Source organism: Methylobacterium oxalidis, assembly GCF_007992195.1.
GTDB classification, from domain to species: domain Bacteria; phylum Pseudomonadota; class Alphaproteobacteria; order Rhizobiales; family Beijerinckiaceae; genus Methylobacterium; species Methylobacterium oxalidis.
This window is the reverse complement of sequence record NZ_BJZU01000148.1, coordinates 1-18,204: the sequence shown is the minus strand read 5'-3', so window position 1 is coordinate 18,204 and position 18,204 is coordinate 1. Positions and strand designations below refer to the sequence as shown.

Sequence of the window (18,204 nt, the reverse complement as noted above, 5' to 3'; positions counted from 1 at the left end):
CCCTCGGGCTCGCGGGGGCCGGCCTTCGGGCCGGCCCCTTTTTTTCGCATCCGTTGACCGCCACGCCGGACTTGCATCCGCGATCGGCTTGCGGCATTGACGGGGCCGCGCCCGAGAGGGCGCCCGCAGGAGTGTAGCTCAACTGGTCAGAGCGCCGGTCTCCAAAACCGGAGGTTGCGGGTTCGAGTCCCTCCACTCCTGCCATTCAGATTTTCCCGCTCGCCGACGCCCGTTCCGGCCCCTGTCGACAACGGGGTGGACTTGCGCTAGAGCGGGCGCACTCCGAGATCGATGATGGCCGTCGGTGCGGGCTCCCCGAGAGCCCGGGGCGCCGCGCCTCCCCTTTCCCGGACACACGTTTCCCGGTTTCTGGCGCCATGGCATCGAACGAAGCGACGAAGAAGATGGACCTGACGCGTGGTTCCTCGCGCGGATCGTCGACGCCGACGCCACCGCGCCAGACGCCCCCGGTTCGGCCGACGCCGAAGCGGACGAGCCCGCTGGAGTTCATCCAGCAGGTCCGCGACGAGGGCCGCAAGGTCACGTGGCCGAGCCGGAAGGAGACCACCATCACGACCGTCATGGTGTTCATCATGGTGGTCGCCGCGAGCCTGTTCTTCACCGTGGTGGATCAGGCCCTGCGCTATCTCGTCGGCGTGATCCTCGGGGTCTGACGCTGCAGGCTGAATATCGGGTCCCGCGCGCGGGACTTGCGGACGTCCGGAGGTGATGAGAACCGTGTCGAAGCGCTGGTACATCGTCCACGCCTACTCGAACTTCGAGAACAAGGTCGCCCAGTCCATCAAGGACCAGGCGGCCCAGCGCGGGCTGACCGAACTCTTCGACGAGGTGATGGTGCCGACCGAGAAGGTCACCGAGGTTCGCCGCGGCCGCAAGGTCGATGCCGAGCGCAAGTTCTTCCCCGGCTACGTCCTGGTGAAGTGCGACCTGACGGACGAGGTCTACCACCTCATCAAGAACACCCCGAAGGTCACGGGCTTCCTCGGCGCCGACAAGTCGAAGCCGGTGCCGATCCCGGACGCAGAGGCCGAGCGCATCAAGGGCCAGGTCGCCGAGGGTGTCGACCGCCCGAAGCCTTCGATCTCCTTCGAGATCGGCGAGACCGTTCGGGTCGCGGACGGCCCCTTCGCGAGCTTCAACGGCACCGTCGAGGAGATCGACGAGAGCCGCTCCCGCCTCAAGGTCGCCGTGTCGATCTTCGGGCGCGCCACCCCGGTGGAACTGGAATACGCGCAGGTCGAGAAGGCCTGACCGTAGCGGGCCGGCCTCCCGGCCGCCCGATCATCCGCGGGAGGTCCGCCCGGTTCGCCGCCGGGAGCCACGGGCCGCACCGCGACCTGCAACCGTCCGCCCCGCCGGAGCCTTAGGCAGCCCGGCGGCGGGCAATCATTGGGAGCAGTCCCATGGCGAAGAAGATCACGGGCTACGTGAAGCTTCAGGTCCCGGCCGGCGCCGCCAACCCGTCGCCGCCGATCGGCCCCGCGCTCGGTCAGCGCGGCCTCAACATCATGGAATTCTGCAAGGCCTTCAACGCGAAGACCGCGCAGATGGAGAAGGGCACCCCGATCCCGGTGATCATCACCGCGTATCAGGACCGCTCGTTCACCTTCGAGATGAAGCAGCCTCCGGTCACCTTCTTCCTGAAGAAGGCGGCGGGCCTCAAGCTCGGCAAGAAGCCGGCCTCCGGCTCCAAGACCCCGGGCAAGGGCCCGAAGGTCGGCAAGGTCACCGAGGCCCAGCTCCGCGAGATCGCGGAGAAGAAGATGCCCGACCTGAACTGCGACTCGGTCGACGCCGCCGTCGCGATGATCCGTGGCTCCGCGCGGGCCATGGGCCTCGACGTGGTCGCCTGAGGGGGAGGGCAGCATGGCACACGAAGGTAAGCGCATCCGCGCCGCCCGCGAGGGCATCGAGCCGGGCAAGCTCTACGCCATCGACGAGGCGGTGAAGCTCGTGAAGGCGAAGGCCAACGCCAAGTTCGACGAGACCGTCGAGGTCTCGATGAACCTCGGCGTCGACCCGCGCCACGCCGACCAGATGGTCCGCGGCGTCTGCAACCTGCCGAACGGCTCCGGCCGCACGGTCCGCGTGGCGGTGTTCGCCCGCGGCGCCAAGGCCGACGAGGCCAAGGCGGCGGGCGCCGACATCGTGGGCGCCGAGGATCTCCTCGAGATCGTCCAGGGCGGCAAGATCGAGTTCGACCGCTGTATCGCGACCCCGGACCTGATGCCGCTCGTCGGCCGTCTCGGCAAGGTGCTCGGCCCGCGCGGCCTGATGCCGAACCCGAAGGTCGGCACCGTCACGATGGACGTGAAGACCGCGGTGGCCGGCGCCAAGGGCGGCTCGGTCGAGTTCCGCGTCGAGAAGGCCGGCATCGTGCATGCCGGCGTCGGCAAGGTCTCGTTCGACGAGGCCAAGCTCGTCGAGAACATCAAGGCCTTCGCGGACGCGGTGGCCAAGGCCAAGCCCACGGGCGCCAAGGGCACCTACATCCAGCGCATCGCCGTCACCTCGACGATGGGTCCGGGCGTGAAGGTCGAGCCCTCGACCGTGCTGACCGCCTGAGGCGGGATCAGCCCGCGCGAACGCTGCGAGCGCCCGGCCGGCAACGGCCGGGCGCTCTCATGTCCGGCCCGGCACCGTATCCGCGCAGATTTGCCCTGCACATCGGCGCGAGGAGGGGGCGCCTTCGGGCCGGCCTGTGCTAGATACGCTTCCATGCGATGCTCCCTCCCGGTCTCGTCCCGTCGACGCATCCTGTGCGTCTTTCCCGCCTACACGCCGTCCTTCGGGACCTTCTCCCACGCCTATCCGCTGATGGGCGGCGTCAAGGCGTTCATGCCGCCCCAGGGGCTCCTGCTGATCGCGGCCTACATGCCGGAGAGCTGGGAATGCCGGTTCATCGATGAGAACATCCGCCGCGCCACCGCGGAGGAATTCGCCTGGGCCGACGCCGTGTTCGTCTCCGGCATGCACATCCAGGCGCCGCAGATCCACGACATCAACGCCCGCGCGCACGCTGCCGGAAAGGTGACGGTGCTGGGCGGCCCCTCGGTCTCCGGCTCCCCCGAGAAGTACGCGGACTTCGACTATCTCCACCTCGGCGAGATCGGGGACGCGACCGACCGCCTCGTCGAGATCTTGGATCGGGACGTCGCGATCCCGCCCGCGCAGGTCAGGCTGGAGACCGCGGACCGACTCGCCCTCGCCGACTTCCCCGCGCCCGCCTACGAGGCGGTGCCGCTCAAGCGCTACCTGATCGGCTCGCTGCAATTCTCGTCCGGCTGCCCCTATCGCTGCGAGTTCTGCGACATACCGCAGCTCTACGGGCGCCAGCCGCGCCTCAAGAGCCCCGAGCAGATGTGCGCCGAGCTCGACGCGATCGTCGCCCAGCCCGGCCACCCTGCGGTGGTCTACTTCGTGGACGACAATTTCATCGGCAACCGCAAGGCGACGCGGGACATGCTCCCGCACCTGATCGAGTGGCAGAAGCGGAACGACTACCCGCTCCAGTTCGCCTGCGAGGCGACCCTGAACATGGCCAAGCAGCCCGAGATCCTCGAGCTGATGCGGCAGGCGAACTTCATGACGGTGTTCGTCGGCATCGAGACGCCGGAGGCCGAGGCGCTAGCCGGCATCGACAAGAAGCACAACGCCGCCGTGCCGATGTACGAGGCGATCGAGACCCTCAACAGCTACGGGCTGGAGGTCACCTCGGGCATTATCCTCGGCCTCGATTCGGATACCGAGAAATCCGAGGACAACCTGATCGACTTCATCGACCGCTCCGCCATACCGGTCTTGACCATCAACCTCCTCCAGGCCCTGCCGAAGACGCCGCTCTGGGACCGGCTGGAGCGGGAGAACCGCCTCGTCCACGACGCCGCGCTCGAATCGAACGTCCTGTTCAAGCGGCCTCACGACGACGTGGTGGCGAGCTGGCGTCGGGCCATCGCGCACGCCTACGCGCCCGAGAAGATCTTCGAGCGCTTCAAGCACCAGTGCGACGTGACCTACCCGCACCGGATCACGACGCCGACGAAGGGCAAGCTCACGATCACGAACCTGCGACGCGGCCTGATCCTCGGCTTCAACATCATCGTTCGGGTCGGCCTCCTCTCGGACTACCGCAGGCCGTTCTGGCAGGCGGCGGGGCACGCCCTGCGCAAGGGGCAGATCGAGGCCGTGTTCAACATGGGCTTCGTCGCTCACCATCTGATCCGCTTCACCCGCGAGGCCCTGCGGGGCGAGCACAACGCCTCGTTCTACGCGGCCAAGGCCGAGCAGCGGGAGCGCGACCGCAACCGCCCGTGGTGGGAGGCGGCACGGCGCTTTCTGCCCACCTGAGGGTAGCGCGGGGGCAGCCACGAGCACGGCGCAGGCCAGATGCGCTTGCCTGCGACGGAAATGTCGCGCGCGAGGTCTTGGCAGGCGGCTTGCTAGGCTCTATACACCGCGCTCCACGAATTCACGTTGAGGTTTTGGAGCCGTCCTGTCGGCCGGTTCCGTTCGAGATGCCGCCTGGGCGACCGGGTGGCGATGGCCGGAAGGACTTGCGGGGCGCAAAAGCCTCACAGGGCCGTGTCCGGCCATGTCCTGTCCGAGACTGCAGGCGCCGGGTGACCGGCTTAATCCTCCAGCCTGCACAGACGGGGAAGACCGAATTCCAAGTCCCTCGTCCGACCGCTCCCGCGGGCGGAAGAGGCATCGGTTTGAACCTTCTCAACCCACGTCGGGCACCCATCCGGGCGGCCGCCGGGGGACAGGGCCGTGAAGCGTCGTCCGCGGGCGTTCCGGCTGATGAAAAGGCCGAGATCCGTCCCGGGCGGCAAGTGCAACCGGCGGACCCGATCCCGGGTTCCGCCAACCGGAGAGAGCCCCAGTGGACCGGACAGCAAAAGCTGATCTCGTCTCGACGCTCAACGGCGTGTTCGCGAACACGGCCGTCGTCGTCGTGGCCCACTACAAGGGCCTCACGGTCGCCGAGATGCAGAAGCTGCGTTCGCAGATGAAGCAGGCCGGCGCCACCGTGAAGGTCGCCAAGAACCGCCTCGCCAACATCGCTCTCGATGGCACGGACGTCGCCTCCATCAAGCCCCTCCTGAAGGGCCCGACCCTGCTCGCCTACTCGAGCGATCCGGTCGCGGCCGCCAAGGTGGCGGTGGATTTCGCCAAGGGCAACGACAAGCTCGTGATCCTCGGCGGCGCCATGGGAACGACCGCCCTGAACCCGGACGGCGTGAAGGCGCTCGCCTCGCTCCCGTCCCTCGACGAACTGCGCGCCAAGATCGTGGGCCTCGTGCAGGCTCCCGCGACCAAGGTCGCCCAGGTCGTCAACGCGCCGGCGGCCAAGCTCGCCCGCGTGTTCGGGGCCTATGCCAAGAAGGACGAAGCGGCCTGAGGCCGTTCCACCCCTTACAATCCAGACCGTTCAAACCGATATCAGAGGAACATCACCATGGCTGATCTTGCCAAGCTCGTCGACGACCTCTCGTCGCTGACCGTCCTTGAGGCCGCCGACCTCGCCAAGATGCTCGAGGAGAAGTGGGGCGTCTCGGCCGCCGCTGCCGTCGCCGTGGCCGCCGGCCCGGCCGCCGGTGCCGCCGCCCCCGCCGCCGAGGAGCAGACCGAGTTCACGGTCGTGCTCGCCTCGGCCGGCGACAAGAAGATCGAGGTCATCAAGGAGGTCCGCGCGATCACCGGCCTCGGCCTCAAGGAGGCGAAGGACCTCGTCGAGGGTGCGCCGAAGCCCGTCAAGGAGTCGGTGGCCAAGGACGAGGCCGAGAAGATCAAGGGCCAGCTGGAGAAGGCCGGCGCCAAGGTCGAGCTCAAGTAAGACCCCGATGGGCCGCTGCCGGCCCATCATCGCGCGGGGGGCTGTGCGCAGCCTCCCGTCACCGAGCCCGCGGGTGTTCTCACCCGCGGGCTAAGGTCGCTTCGGGCGACCGGTGGGTCCTGGAACGGTCCCGATCGGAATTCAGCTACGGGTGGCGCGGTCCGGCGGGGCGCGCGTCACGGCCCGGCGCGGGAAGCGAGGCTTTCCCCGGGCAACCAGGACGCGGAAGATGGTGGAGCGAGGTCACATGGCCAACACGCTGGTCGGTCGCAAGCGCATTCGCAAGTTCTTCGGCAAGATCCGGGAAGTCGCCGAGATGCCGAACCTCATCGAGGTCCAGAAGGCGTCCTACGACCAGTTCCTGATGGTGGACGAGCCTGAGGGCGGCCGGGCCGAGGAAGGGCTGCAGAGCGTCTTCAAGTCGGTCTTCCCGATCTCCGACTTCTCCTCGACGGCGCTGCTCGAGTTCGTGAAGTACACGTTCGAGGCCCCGAAATACGACGTCGACGAGTGCCGCCAGCGCGGCATCACCTTCGCCGCGCCGCTCAAGGTGACGCTGCGGCTGATCGTGTTCGACGTGGATCCGGACACCGGCGCCAAGTCCGTCAAGGACATCAAGGAGCAGGACGTCTACATGGGCGACATGCCCCTGATGACGGAGAACGGCACCTTCATCGTCAACGGCACCGAGCGCGTGATCGTCTCGCAGATGCACCGCTCGCCGGGCGTGTTCTTCGACCACGACAAGGGCAAGACCCACTCCTCGGGCAAGCTGCTCTTCGCCGCGCGCATCATCCCCTACCGGGGCTCCTGGCTCGACGTCGAGTTCGACGCCAAGGACATCGTGTACGTGCGCATCGACCGGAAGCGGAAGCTGCCGGTGACCTCGCTGCTGTTCGCGCTCGGCCTCGACGGCGAGGAGATCCTCTCGACCTTCTACAACCGCGTCACCTACGCCCGTGACGGGGCGGACTGGCGCGTGCCGTTCGACGCCGAGCGCCTCAAGGGCTTCAAGGCGAGCGTCGACCTGATCGACGCCGAGTCCGGCGAGGTCGTGCTGGAGGCCGGCAAGAAGCTCAACGCCCGCAACGCGCGGCTCATCGGCGAGAAGGGCACCAAGTTCCTCAAGGCGACCGACGAGGATCTCGTCGGCCAGTACATCGCCGAGGACCTCGTCAACATGAAGACCGGCGAGATCTGGGCCGAGGCCGGCGACGAGATCTCCGACAAGCTCCTGAAGGCGCTGGAGGATGTCGGAATCACCGAGCTGCCCGTCCTCGACATCGACCACGTCAACGTCGGCCCCTACATCCGCAACACGCTGGCGGTGGACAAGAACTCCAGCCGCGAGGGTGCGCTGTTTGACATCTACCGGGTCATGCGCCCCGGCGAGCCGCCGACGCTCGAGACCGCGGAGGCGATGTTCCACTCGCTGTTCTTCGATGCCGAGCGCTACGACCTCTCCGCGGTCGGCCGCGTGAAGATGAACATGCGCCTCGACCTCGACGCCGCCGACACCGTGCGCACGCTCCGCAAGGAGGACATGCTTGCGGTCGTCAAGGCGCTCGTGGACCTGCGCGACGGCAAGGGCGAGATCGACGACATCGATCACCTCGGCAACCGGCGCGTCCGCTCGGTGGGCGAGCTCATGGAGAACCAGTACCGCCTGGGCCTCCTGCGCATGGAGCGCGCCATCAAGGAGCGCATGTCGTCGGTCGACATCGACACCGTGATGCCGCAGGACCTGATCAACGCGAAGCCCGCGGCCGCGGCCGTGCGCGAGTTCTTCGGTTCCTCGCAGCTCTCGCAGTTCATGGACCAGACGAACCCGCTCTCCGAGGTCACGCACAAGCGCCGCCTCTCGGCGCTGGGCCCGGGCGGCCTGACCCGCGAGCGCGCGGGCTTCGAGGTGCGCGACGTGCACCCGACGCATTACGGCCGCATCTGCCCGATCGAGACGCCGGAAGGCCCGAACATCGGCCTGATCAACTCGCTCGCGACCTTCGCGCGCGTGAACAAGTACGGCTTCATCGAGACGCCCTTCCGCCGCGTGAAGGACGGCGTGGTGACCGACGAAGTCGCCTACCTCTCCGCCATGGAGGAGGCGAAGTACTACGTCGCGCAGGCCAACGCCGCGATGGACGAGAGCCGCAAGCTGACGGAGGACCTCGTGGTCTGCCGGCGCGCGGGCGAAGTGATCGTCGTCGGGCCCGAGCGCGTCGACCTCATGGACGTGTCGCCGAAGCAGCTCGTCTCGGTCGCCGCGGCGCTCATCCCGTTCCTCGAGAACGACGACGCCAACCGCGCTCTGATGGGCTCGAACATGCAGCGTCAGGCGGTGCCGCTGGTGCGCGCCGACGCGCCCTTCGTCGGCACCGGCATGGAGGCCGTGGTCGCCCGCGACTCCGGTGCCGCCATCGCGGCCCGCCGGGCCGGCATCGTCGACCAGGTGGACGCCACCCGCATCGTCATCCGCGCCACCGAGGAGACGGACGCGACGAAGCCCGGCGTCGACATCTACCGCCTGCAGAAGTTCCAGCGCTCCAACCAGTCGACCTGCATCACGCAGAAGCCGCTGGTGCGCGTGGGCGAGCCGGTCAAGAAGGGCGAGATCATCGCCGACGGTCCCTCGACCGAGTTCGGCGAGCTCGCGCTCGGCCGCAACGTGCTCGTCGCGTTCATGCCCTGGAACGGCTACAACTTCGAGGACTCGATCCTGCTCTCCGAGCGGATCGTGAAGGATGACGTTTTCACCTCGATCCACATTGAGGAATTCGAGGTGATGGCCCGCGACACCAAGCTGGGGCCGGAGGAGATCACCCGCGACATCCCGAACGTCTCGGAGGAGGCGCTCAAGAACCTCGACGAGGCCGGCATCGTCTACATCGGCGCCGAGGTGCATGCCGGCGACATCCTCGTCGGCAAGATCACGCCGAAGGGCGAGAGCCCGATGACGCCGGAGGAGAAGCTGCTCCGCGCCATCTTCGGCGAGAAGGCCTCCGACGTGCGCGACACGTCCCTGCGCGTGCCGCCGGGCGTCACCGGCACCATCGTCGAGGTGCGGGTGTTCAACCGGCACGGCGTCGACAAGGACGAGCGCGCCCAGGCCATCGAGCGCGAGGAGATCGAGCGCCTCGCCAAGGACCGGGACGACGAGCAGGCGATCCTCGACCGCAACACGTACGCGCGTCTCGCGGACGTCCTGATCGGGCAGTCGCCGATCGCGGGCCCGAAGGGCTTCAAGAAGGACACCACGCTGACCCGCGAGGGGCTCTCCGACTATCCGCGCTCGCAGTGGTGGCAGTTCGCCGTCGTCGACGACCGTCTCATGACCGAGATGGAGGCGATGCAGAAGCAGTACGACGAGTCGAAGAAGCGCCTCGAGCAGCGCTTCCTCGACAAGGTCGAGAAGCTTCAGCGCGGCGACGAGCTTCCGCCCGGCGTCATGAAGATGGTCAAGGTCTTCGTGGCGGTGAAGCGCAAGATCCAGCCCGGCGACAAGATGGCCGGCCGCCACGGCAACAAGGGCGTTGTCTCGCGCATCGTGCCGATCGAGGACATGCCGTTCCTGGAAGACGGGACCCACGCCGACATCGTGCTGAACCCGCTCGGCGTGCCGAGCCGCATGAACGTCGGCCAGATCCTCGAGACGCATTTGGGCTGGGCCGCCGCCGGTCTCGGCCGGAAGGTCGCCCAGGCGGTCGACGCCTACCTCAAGACGCAGGACATCGCGCCGCTGCGCGAGGAGATGAAGAGCATCTACTCGCCGGCCGAGCTCGACGGCCTGTCCGACGAGGATCTGGCGGAGGTCGGCAACAACCTCCGGCGCGGCGTGCCGATGGCGACTCCGGTCTTCAACGGCGCCAAGGAGGCCGACATCGAGGCGATGCTGGAGATGGCCGGTCTCGACCGGTCGGGCCAGTCGACGCTCTACGACGGACGCACGGGCGAGCCTTTCGACCGCAAGGTGACGATGGGCTACATCTACATGCTGAAGCTGCATCACCTCGTGGACGACAAGATCCACGCCCGCTCGATCGGCCCCTACTCGCTGGTCACCCAGCAGCCGCTCGGCGGCAAGGCGCAGTTCGGCGGCCAGCGCTTCGGCGAGATGGAGGTCTGGGCGCTCGAGGCCTACGGCGCGGCCTACACGCTGCAGGAGATGCTGACGGTGAAGTCGGACGACGTGGCCGGCCGCACCAAGGTCTACGAGGCGATCGTCCGCGGCGACGACACCTTCGAGGCGGGCATCCCCGAGTCGTTCAACGTGCTCGTCAAGGAGATGCGCTCGCTCGGCCTCAACGTCGAGCTCACCTCCTCGAAGCAGAACGCGGCCAACGACCAGATCGAACCGCCGGCGGACGCCGCCGAGTAAGCGTCTGAGACCACACCTCCCGTGCCGGCGCGGAGCCGGCACGGTCCGAGCGGAGAGGGGCAGGGCCTCCCGACGATCTCACGGCCAGCGGCGCCCCGGCAGGGCGCTGCGCCGATTGTTTCAAGGCGCGGTGGCCCGGGCGCGGGGCGGCCCGCTCATCAAGGAGTAGATCATGAACCAAGAGGTCATGAATCTTTTCAATCAGCAGGCTCAGCCTCAGAGCTTCGACCAGATCAAGATCTCGATCTCATCGCCCGAGAAGATCCTTTCCTGGTCCTACGGCGAGATCAAGAAGCCCGAGACGATCAACTATCGCACGTTCAAGCCCGAGCGTGACGGTCTGTTCTGCGCGCGCATCTTCGGGCCCATCAAGGATTACGAGTGCTTGTGCGGCAAGTACAAGCGCATGAAGTACAAGGGCGTCATCTGTGAGAAGTGCGGCGTCGAGGTCACCCTCGCGCGCGTCCGGCGCGACCGCATGGGCCACATCGAACTCGCCGCCCCCGTCGCGCACATCTGGTTCCTGAAGTCGCTGCCGAGCCGCATCGGCCTGCTGCTCGACATGGCGCTGAAGGACCTCGAGCGGATCCTCTACTTCGAGTCCTACTGCGTCATCGAGCCCGGCCTCACCCCCCTCAAGGAGCGTCAGCTCCTGTCGGAGGAGGAGTACCTGCGCGCGCAGGAGGAGTACGGCGAGGATTCCTTCACCGCGATGATCGGCGCGGAGGCGATCCGGCGCATCCTGCAGGAGCTCGACCTCGACAAGATCGCGGCGGACCTGCGCGAGGAGATCGCCACCACGACCTCCGAGCTGAAGCCGAAGAAGCTCCTGAAGCGCCTCAAGATCATCGAGGCCTTCCAGCAATCGGGCAACCGCCCCGAGTGGATGATCCTGACCGTGGTCCCGGTGATCCCGCCGGACCTGCGCCCGCTCGTTCCCCTTGACGGCGGCCGCTTCGCCACGTCCGACCTCAACGACCTGTACCGGCGCGTCATCAACCGCAACAACCGCCTGAAGCGGCTGATCGAGCTGCGTGCGCCCGACATCATCATCCGCAACGAGAAGCGCATGCTTCAGGAGGCGGTGGACGCGCTGTTCGACAACGGCCGGCGCGGACGCGTCATCACGGGCGCCAACAAGCGCCCGCTGAAGTCGCTCGCCGACATGCTGAAGGGCAAGCAGGGCCGCTTCCGCCAGAACCTGCTCGGCAAGCGCGTCGACTACTCGGGCCGCTCGGTCATCGTCGTCGGCCCGGAGCTGAAGCTGCACCAGTGCGGCCTGCCGAAGAAGATGGCGCTCGAGCTGTTCAAGCCCTTCATCTACGCGCGCCTCGACGCCAAGGGCTTCTCCGCCACCGTCAAGCAGGCGAAGAAGCTCGTCGAGAAGGAGAAGCCGGAGGTCTGGGACATCCTCGACGAGGTGATCCGCGAGCACCCCGTCATGCTCAACCGCGCGCCGACGCTGCACCGGCTCGGCATCCAGGCGTTCGAGCCGAAGCTGATCGAAGGCAAGGCGATCCAGCTGCACCCGCTCGTCTGCGCGGCCTTCAACGCCGACTTCGACGGCGACCAGATGGCCGTGCACGTGCCGCTGAGCCTCGAGGCTCAGCTCGAGGCACGCGTCCTCATGATGTCGACGAACAACATCCTGCACCCGGCCAACGGTCAACCGATCATCGTGCCCTCGCAGGACATCGTTCTCGGCCTCTACTACCTGTCGATCGTGGCCGAGGGCGCCCCGGGCGAGTTCAAGCCGGGCAACGCTGAGAACCCGATGCAGGGCGTCTACGGCGACATCGGCGAGCTGGAGCACGCGCTCGCGGCCAAGGCCGTCTCGCTGCACTCCAAGATCAAGTGGCGCTGGAAGGGCATCGGCCCCGACGGCGAGCCGATGACCAAGACCTACGACACCACGCCCGGCCGCGTGATCCTGTCCGGCGTGCTGCCGCAGCACCGGAAGGTCCCCTTCGACGTCGTCAACAAGCTGATGACGAAGAAGGAGATCTCCGCAATGATCGACACCGTCTATCGTCACTGCGGTCAGAAGGAGTCGGTGATCTTCTGCGACCGCATCATGGCGCTCGGCTTCAGCCACGCATTCAAGGCCGGCATCTCGTTCGGCAAGGACGACATGGTGGTGCCGGACAACAAGTGGTCGATCGTCGAGGACACCCGCACGCTCGTGAAGGATTACGAGCAGCAGTACAATGACGGCCTGATCACCCAGGGCGAGAAGTACAACAAGGTCGTCGACGCCTGGGCGAAGTGCTCGGACAAGCTGGCCGCCGAGATGATGGGCCGGATCTCCTCCGTCCAGAAGGACGAGAACGGCGCCGACAAGCAGGTCAACTCGATCTACATGATGAGCCACTCGGGCGCCCGCGGCTCGCCGGCTCAGATGAAGCAGCTCGCGGCGATGCGCGGCCTGATGGCCAAGCCCTCGGGCGAGATCATCGAGACGCCGATCATCTCGAACTTCAAGGAGGGCCTCGACGTTCTCGAGTACTTCAACTCCACCCACGGCGCCCGCAAGGGCCTCGCGGACACGGCGCTGAAGACCGCGAACTCTGGCTACCTGACCCGCCGCCTCGTCGACGTCGCCCAGGACGCCGTGATCCGCGAGAAGGATTGCGGCACCGAGAACGGGATCCGCATGCGGGCGATCATCGATGCGGGCCAGGTCGTGGCTCCGCTCGCCACCCGCATCCTCGGCCGCGCGGCCGCGGAGGACCTCGTGGCCGCCGACGGCACCGTGATCGTGGCCACCGGCGAGACCATCGAGGAGCGGCACCTGCCGGCGATCACCGCTGCCGGCATCCAGGAGGTGAAGATCCGCTCCGTGCTCGTCTGCGCGACAAAGAGCGGCGTCTGCGCCACCTGCTACGGGCGCGACCTCGCGCGCGGCACGCCTGTCAACATGGGCGAGGCCGTCGGCGTCATCGCGGCGCAGTCGATCGGCGAGCCGGGCACGCAGCTCACGATGCGCACCTTCCACATCGGCGGTGCGGCCCAGATCGCGGATTCGTCCTTCATCGAGTCGAGCTTCGAGGGCACGATCAAGATCCGCAACCGGGCCCTCGCCCGGAACTCGGACGGCGACCTCATCGCCACTGGCCGCAACGTGGCCGTGGTGATCGTCGGCGCCGACGGGACCGAGCGCGCCGTGCACCGTCTCCAATACGGCGCCAAGGTGCGGGTCGACGAGGGCGACAAGGTCAAGCGCGGCCAGCGCATCGCGGAGTGGGACCCCTACACCCGTCCGATCCTCACGGAGAGCGACGGCGTGGTGGCCTACGAGGATCTCTACGATGGCCAATCCATCACCGAGACCACCGACGAGTCGACCGGCATCGCCAAGCGCGTCGTGATCGACTGGCGCGGCTCGGCCCGCACGGCCGACCTCAAGCCGGCGATGGTGATCCACGACGACACCGGCAAGCCGATCAAGCTGCCGCGCGGCTCGGAGGCCCGCTACTTCCTGCCCGTCGACGCCATCATCGGCTTCGATCCGGGCGCGAAGGTGAAGGCCGGCGACATCCTCGCCCGCGTCTCCACGGACTCGGCCAAGACGCGCGACATCACCGGCGGCCTGCCGCGGGTGGCGGAGCTGTTCGAGGCGCGCCGTCCGAAGGACGCGGCGATCATCGCCGAGAAGTCGGGCACCATCGCCTTCGGGCGGGACTACAAGAACAAGCGCCGCCTGACCCTGACGCCGCACGACGGCTCCGACCCGGTCGAGTACCTGATCCCGAAAGGCAAGCACATCCACCTGCAGGACGGGGACGTGGTCGAGCTCGGCGACTACATCGTCGACGGCAACCCGGCGCCGCACGACATCCTGGCGATCAAGGGCGTCGAGGAGCTCGCCGCCTACCTCGTCAACGAGATCCAGGAAGTCTACCGGCTGCAGGGCGTGTCGATCAACGACAAGCACATCGAAGTCATCGTCCGGCAGATGCTGCAGAAGGTGGAGATCACCGACGGCGGCGATTCGGAGATCCTGACGGGCGACCAGATCGACCGGACGGAGTTCGCGGAGATCAACGACAAGCTGATCGCGGAGGGCAAGAAGCCGGTCCAGGGCGTCCCCGTCCTGCTCGGCATCACCAAGGCCTCCCTGCAGACGAAGTCGTTCATCTCGGCGGCCTCGTTCCAGGAGACCACCCGCGTCCTCACAGAGGCGGCCGTCAACGGCAAAGTCGACACCCTGGAAGGGCTGAAGGAGAACGTGATCGTGGGCTCGCTCATCCCGGCGGGCACGGGCTCGCTCGCCGCGGACATCCGCGCCGTGGCACGCCGCCGCGACACCCTCATCCTTCAGCAGCGCGCGGCCGAGAGCGGTGCGCAGCCGATCGGGGAGCTGCCGCCAGCCGCAGAGTGAGGCGGAGCGACAGCGCGAGAACGGAGGAAGGCGGCCGCGAGGCCGCCTTTTCTCTGCTCGGAACATGACACCAGGCACCGGGCAGGCCGACAGGAGGGCTCACCGAAAATTAACCCGCCAGCGCGCCGAAGAACTTGCGTGCCGAAGGTTGACGTTCCGCACCAGCGCGCGTAGAAGCGCGCCACTCCGGTCGATCGCACGCCGCCGACGGGTCGAAGCATCAGTCTTCAGACCGTCGCCATGCCGATCAGAGGCTCACATCGCCTGACGCCAGTCAGATCAGTAGGTAAGAGCGCGCCTGCTAGTAGGGCGTGCTCCTCTACCGACAGCGCGCCACGGGTCCTGACCGACCCCTGGCGCATATTCGTTTTGCGGCCCACGCCACCGGGCCTGAGGAAGAGGGCAGAGAATGCCGACGATCAACCAGCTGATCGCCCAGCCGCGTAAGGCACAGAAGGCCCGCAACAAGGTGCCGGCCCTCGACGCCTGCCCGCAGAAGCGCGGCGTCTGCACCCGCGTCTACACGACGACCCCCAAGAAGCCGAACTCGGCGCTCCGCAAGGTCGCCAAGGTCCGCCTCACCAACGGATTCGAGGTGATCGGCTACATCCCGGGCGAGGGCCACAACCTTCAGGAGCACTCCGTGGTGATGATCCGCGGCGGCCGCGTGAAGGACCTTCCGGGCGTGCGCTACCACATCCTGCGCGGCGTGCTCGACACGCAGGGCGTGAAGAACCGCAAGCAGCGCCGTTCGAAGTATGGCGCCAAGCGTCCGAAGTAAGATTTTCGCGCATCCCGCAAGGATGTCGCCGGCTTCGTCCCGAAGCTCAAGGCGGCCTGCGCGGGGTGGTTTGATGACCGACAAGACCTGAACGGAGCGCGCGCATGTCCCGCCGCCACAGTGCCGAGAAGCGTGAGATCATCCCCGACGCCAAGTACGGCGACGTCGTCCTGACCAAGTTCATGAATTCCATCATGTACGAGGGCAAGAAGTCGGTCGCCGAGTCGATCGTGTACGGCGCCTTCGACATCGTCGAGAACCGCGCCCGCGCGAACCCGATCGAGGTGTTCCGCGCCGCGCTCGACAACGTCGCGCCGATGATCGAGGTGCGTTCCCGCCGCGTCGGCGGCGCCACCTACCAGGTTCCGGTCGAAGTCCGCACCGAGCGCCGCCAGGCGCTGGCCATCCGTTGGCTGATCCAGGCCGCGCGCGCCCGCAACGACCGCACCATGGTCGAGCGCCTCTCGGCCGAGCTCCTCGACGCCGCCAACAACCGCGGCAACGCCGTGAAGAAGCGGGAAGACACGCACCGGATGGCGGAAGCAAACCGCGCCTTCTCGCACTACCGCTGGTAAGCGGTCAGCCCCCCTTTCAGGAGCACCCCGATGCCCCGCACGCACGCGATCGAGGACTACCGCAACTTCGGCATCATGGCCCACATCGATGCCGGCAAGACCACGACGACCGAGCGGATCCTGTACTACACCGGCAAGTCCCACAAGATCGGCGAGGTCCATGAGGGCGCCGCCACGATGGACTGGATGGAGCAGGAGCAGGAGCGCGGCATCACCATCACGTCCGCGGCGACGACCTGCTTCTGGCGCGAGAAGCGCCTGAACATCATCGACACCCCTGGCCACGTCGACTTCACCATCGAGGTGGAGCGTTCGCTGCGCGTGCTCGACGGCGCCGTCTGCGTGCTCGACGGCAACCAGGGCGTCGAGCCCCAGACCGAGACCGTGTGGCGCCAGGCCGACAAGTACGACGTGCCGCGCGTCGTGTTCGTCAACAAGATGGACAAGATCGGCGCAGACTTTTTCAAGTGCGTGGCCGACATCATCGACCGCGTCGCCGGCAAGCCGGTCTGCCTCCAGCTGCCGATCGGCGCCGAGTCCAACTTCCAGGGCGTGATCGACCTCATCAAGATGAAGGCGATCGTCTGGACGGGCGAGGCCCTCGGCGCGAACTTCAACGAGACCGAGATCCCGGCCGATCTGCAGGACCAGGCCGTCGAGTACCGCACGAAGCTGGTCGAGGCCTGCGTTGAACTCGATGACGACGCGATGACAGCCTACCTCGACGGACAAGAGCCGGACGAGGAGACGATGCGCAAGCTCGTCCGCAAGGCCGTCCAACTGCGCGCCTTCCATCCGGTGCTGTGCGGCTCGGCCTTCAAGAACAAGGGCGTCCAGCCGCTTCTCGATGCCGTCGTCGATTATCTGCCGTCCCCGGCGGACCGCGGCGACGTCGAGGGCATCGACTTCAAGACCGAGGAGCCGGTAGTGCGCCACCCGTCCGACTCGGATCCGTTCTCCATGCTCGCTTTCAAGATCATGGACGATCCCCACGTCGGCACCATCACCTTCTGCCGGGTTTACTCGGGCAAGGTCGAGTCCGGCGCCAACGTGATCAACTCGACCCGCGACAAGAAGGAGCGGGTAGGGCGGATGCTCCTGATGCACGCCAACAACCGCGAGGACATCAAGGAAGCCTTCGCCGGCGACATCGTGGCGCTCGCCGGCCTGAAGGACACCCGCACGGGCGACACGCTCTGCGACCCGACGAAGGCCGTGATCCTGGAGCGGATGGAGTTCCCGGAGCCCGTCATCGAGATCGCGGTCGAGCCGAAGTCGAAGGCCGACCAGGAGAAGCTCGGCATCGCGCTCTCGAAGCTTGCCGCCGAGGACCCGTCCTTCCGCGTCTCGACGGACCAGGAATCGGGGCAGACCATCCTCAAGGGGATGGGCGAACTCCATCTCGACATCAAGGTCGACATCCTGCGCCGCACCTACAAGGTCGACGCGAATATCGGCCAGCCGCAAGTCGCCTACCGCGAGAAGCTGACCCGCCGCACCGAGGTCGATTACACGCACAAGAAGCAGACCGGCGGCACCGGCCAATTCGCCCGCGTGAAGTTCGTCGTCGAGCCGAACGAGCCCGGCAAGGGCTTCGAGTTCGAGTCGAAGATCGTCGGCGGCGCGGTTCCGAAGGAGTACATCCCGGGCGTCGAGAAGGGCCTCAACTCGGTCCTGGGCGCCGGCATCCTGGCCGGCTTCCCGGTCGTCGACATCAAGGTCGAGCTGATCGACGGTGCCTACCACGACGTCGACTCCTCGGCGCTCGCCTTCGAGATCGCGTCCCGCGCGGCGCTCCGTGAGGCCCTGCAGAAGGGCGGCTCGGTGCTGCTCGAGCCGGTGATGAAGGTCGAGGTGGTCTCGCCCGAGGATTACACGGGATCGGTCATCGGCGACCTGAACTCCCGGCGCGGCCAGATCCAGGGCCAGGACATGCGCGGCAACGCCAACGTCATCAACGCGATGGTGCCGCTCGCCAACATGTTCGGCTACGTGAACAACCTGCGTTCGATGTCCCAGGGGCGCGCGAACTTCACGATGCAGTTCGACCACTACGAGGAAGTGCCGCGCGGCGAGGCGGACAAGGTCATCGCCAAGTATGCGTAGCGACGTACGCGTAGCCACCTACGCGTAGGCGAACCTCGCGATTTCGCCGGCCTGCGGGCCGGCTCCCTTTCTCGGTGCGGCGCCGATCAGCCGGCAGGCCGCACCCCACGAACCCGGACGGAGGCTACC

12 protein-coding genes and 1 tRNA gene are annotated in these 18,204 nt (G+C 67.1%); all 13 read left to right on the top strand.

All coding sequences use genetic code 11. The annotated features are described in order from the left end of the window. Positions 1-127: 127 nt before the first annotated feature. The 13 genes from MOX02_RS26535 (at position 128) to fusA (ending at position 18,075) form a co-directional block, all read left to right on the top strand. Positions 128-204: transfer RNA gene (locus tag MOX02_RS26535), tRNA-Trp, on the top strand. Between the two features lie 173 nt (positions 205-377). Further along, on the top strand, positions 378-674 hold the full coding sequence (gene secE, locus MOX02_RS26530; protein WP_147028813.1) for a preprotein translocase subunit SecE: 297 nt from the start codon (positions 378-380) through the stop codon (positions 672-674). Between the two features lie 64 nt (positions 675-738). After that, complete coding sequence (gene nusG, locus MOX02_RS26525; RefSeq protein WP_147028814.1) at positions 739-1,272, top strand: transcription termination/antitermination protein NusG; 534 nt, start codon at positions 739-741, stop codon at positions 1,270-1,272. A 152-nt stretch (positions 1,273-1,424) separates the two neighbouring features. Then, the gene (gene rplK / locus MOX02_RS26520; protein ID WP_132255861.1) at positions 1,425-1,874 is read left to right on the top strand and encodes a 50S ribosomal protein L11; all 450 of its coding nucleotides are present in this window, start codon (positions 1,425-1,427) and stop codon (positions 1,872-1,874) included. Between the two features lie 13 nt (positions 1,875-1,887). Beyond that, on the top strand, positions 1,888-2,586 hold the full coding sequence (rplA, locus tag MOX02_RS26515; protein ID WP_147028812.1) for a 50S ribosomal protein L1: 699 nt from the start codon (positions 1,888-1,890) through the stop codon (positions 2,584-2,586). 153 nt (positions 2,587-2,739) lie between these two features. Then, the gene (locus MOX02_RS26510; protein WP_147028811.1) at positions 2,740-4,368 is read left to right on the top strand and encodes a B12-binding domain-containing radical SAM protein; all 1,629 of its coding nucleotides are present in this window, start codon (positions 2,740-2,742) and stop codon (positions 4,366-4,368) included. Positions 4,369-4,903: 535 nt separating this feature from the next. Further along, a complete protein-coding gene (gene rplJ, locus MOX02_RS26505; protein ID WP_147028810.1) occupies positions 4,904-5,422 on the top strand; it encodes a 50S ribosomal protein L10 in 519 nt (172 codons plus the stop codon). Positions 5,423-5,479: 57 nt separating this feature from the next. Then, a complete protein-coding gene (gene rplL, locus MOX02_RS26500) occupies positions 5,480-5,857 on the top strand; it encodes a 50S ribosomal protein L7/L12 (RefSeq protein ID WP_147028809.1) in 378 nt (125 codons plus the stop codon). Positions 5,858-6,104: 247 nt separating this feature from the next. Next, positions 6,105-10,232, top strand: coding sequence for a DNA-directed RNA polymerase subunit beta (gene rpoB / locus MOX02_RS26495; RefSeq protein WP_147028808.1), 4,128 nt, complete (start codon positions 6,105-6,107; stop codon positions 10,230-10,232). A gap of 172 nt (positions 10,233-10,404) precedes the next feature. Continuing rightward, entirely contained in the window at positions 10,405-14,613 is a 4,209-nt protein-coding gene (rpoC, locus tag MOX02_RS26490; protein ID WP_147028807.1) for a DNA-directed RNA polymerase subunit beta', read from the top strand. A gap of 409 nt (positions 14,614-15,022) precedes the next feature. After that, on the top strand, positions 15,023-15,394 hold the full coding sequence (gene rpsL / locus MOX02_RS26485) for a 30S ribosomal protein S12 (protein WP_109895591.1): 372 nt from the start codon (positions 15,023-15,025) through the stop codon (positions 15,392-15,394). 104 nt (positions 15,395-15,498) lie between these two features. Next, entirely contained in the window at positions 15,499-15,969 is a 471-nt protein-coding gene (gene rpsG, locus MOX02_RS26480) for a 30S ribosomal protein S7 (RefSeq protein ID WP_109895588.1), read from the top strand. Positions 15,970-15,999: 30 nt separating this feature from the next. Then, the gene (gene fusA, locus MOX02_RS26475; RefSeq protein WP_147028806.1) at positions 16,000-18,075 is read left to right on the top strand and encodes an elongation factor G; all 2,076 of its coding nucleotides are present in this window, start codon (positions 16,000-16,002) and stop codon (positions 18,073-18,075) included. Positions 18,076-18,204 lie beyond the last annotated feature (129 nt).

Coding starts and splice junctions, on each gene's coding strand:
- secE (WP_147028813.1), top strand. CDS start 378: ATGGCATCGAACGAAGCGACGAAGAAGATGGACCTGACGCGTGGTTCC.
- rplK (WP_132255861.1), top strand. CDS start 1,425: ATGGCGAAGAAGATCACGGGCTACGTGAAGCTTCAGGTCCCGGCCGGC.
- rplA (WP_147028812.1), top strand. CDS start 1,888: ATGGCACACGAAGGTAAGCGCATCCGCGCCGCCCGCGAGGGCATCGAG.
- MOX02_RS26510 (WP_147028811.1), top strand. CDS start 2,740: ATGCGATGCTCCCTCCCGGTCTCGTCCCGTCGACGCATCCTGTGCGTC.
- rplL (WP_147028809.1), top strand. CDS start 5,480: ATGGCTGATCTTGCCAAGCTCGTCGACGACCTCTCGTCGCTGACCGTC.
- rpoB (WP_147028808.1), top strand. CDS start 6,105: ATGGCCAACACGCTGGTCGGTCGCAAGCGCATTCGCAAGTTCTTCGGC.
- rpoC (WP_147028807.1), top strand. CDS start 10,405: ATGAACCAAGAGGTCATGAATCTTTTCAATCAGCAGGCTCAGCCTCAG.
- rpsL (WP_109895591.1), top strand. CDS start 15,023: ATGCCGACGATCAACCAGCTGATCGCCCAGCCGCGTAAGGCACAGAAG.
- rpsG (WP_109895588.1), top strand. CDS start 15,499: ATGTCCCGCCGCCACAGTGCCGAGAAGCGTGAGATCATCCCCGACGCC.
- fusA (WP_147028806.1), top strand. CDS start 16,000: ATGCCCCGCACGCACGCGATCGAGGACTACCGCAACTTCGGCATCATG.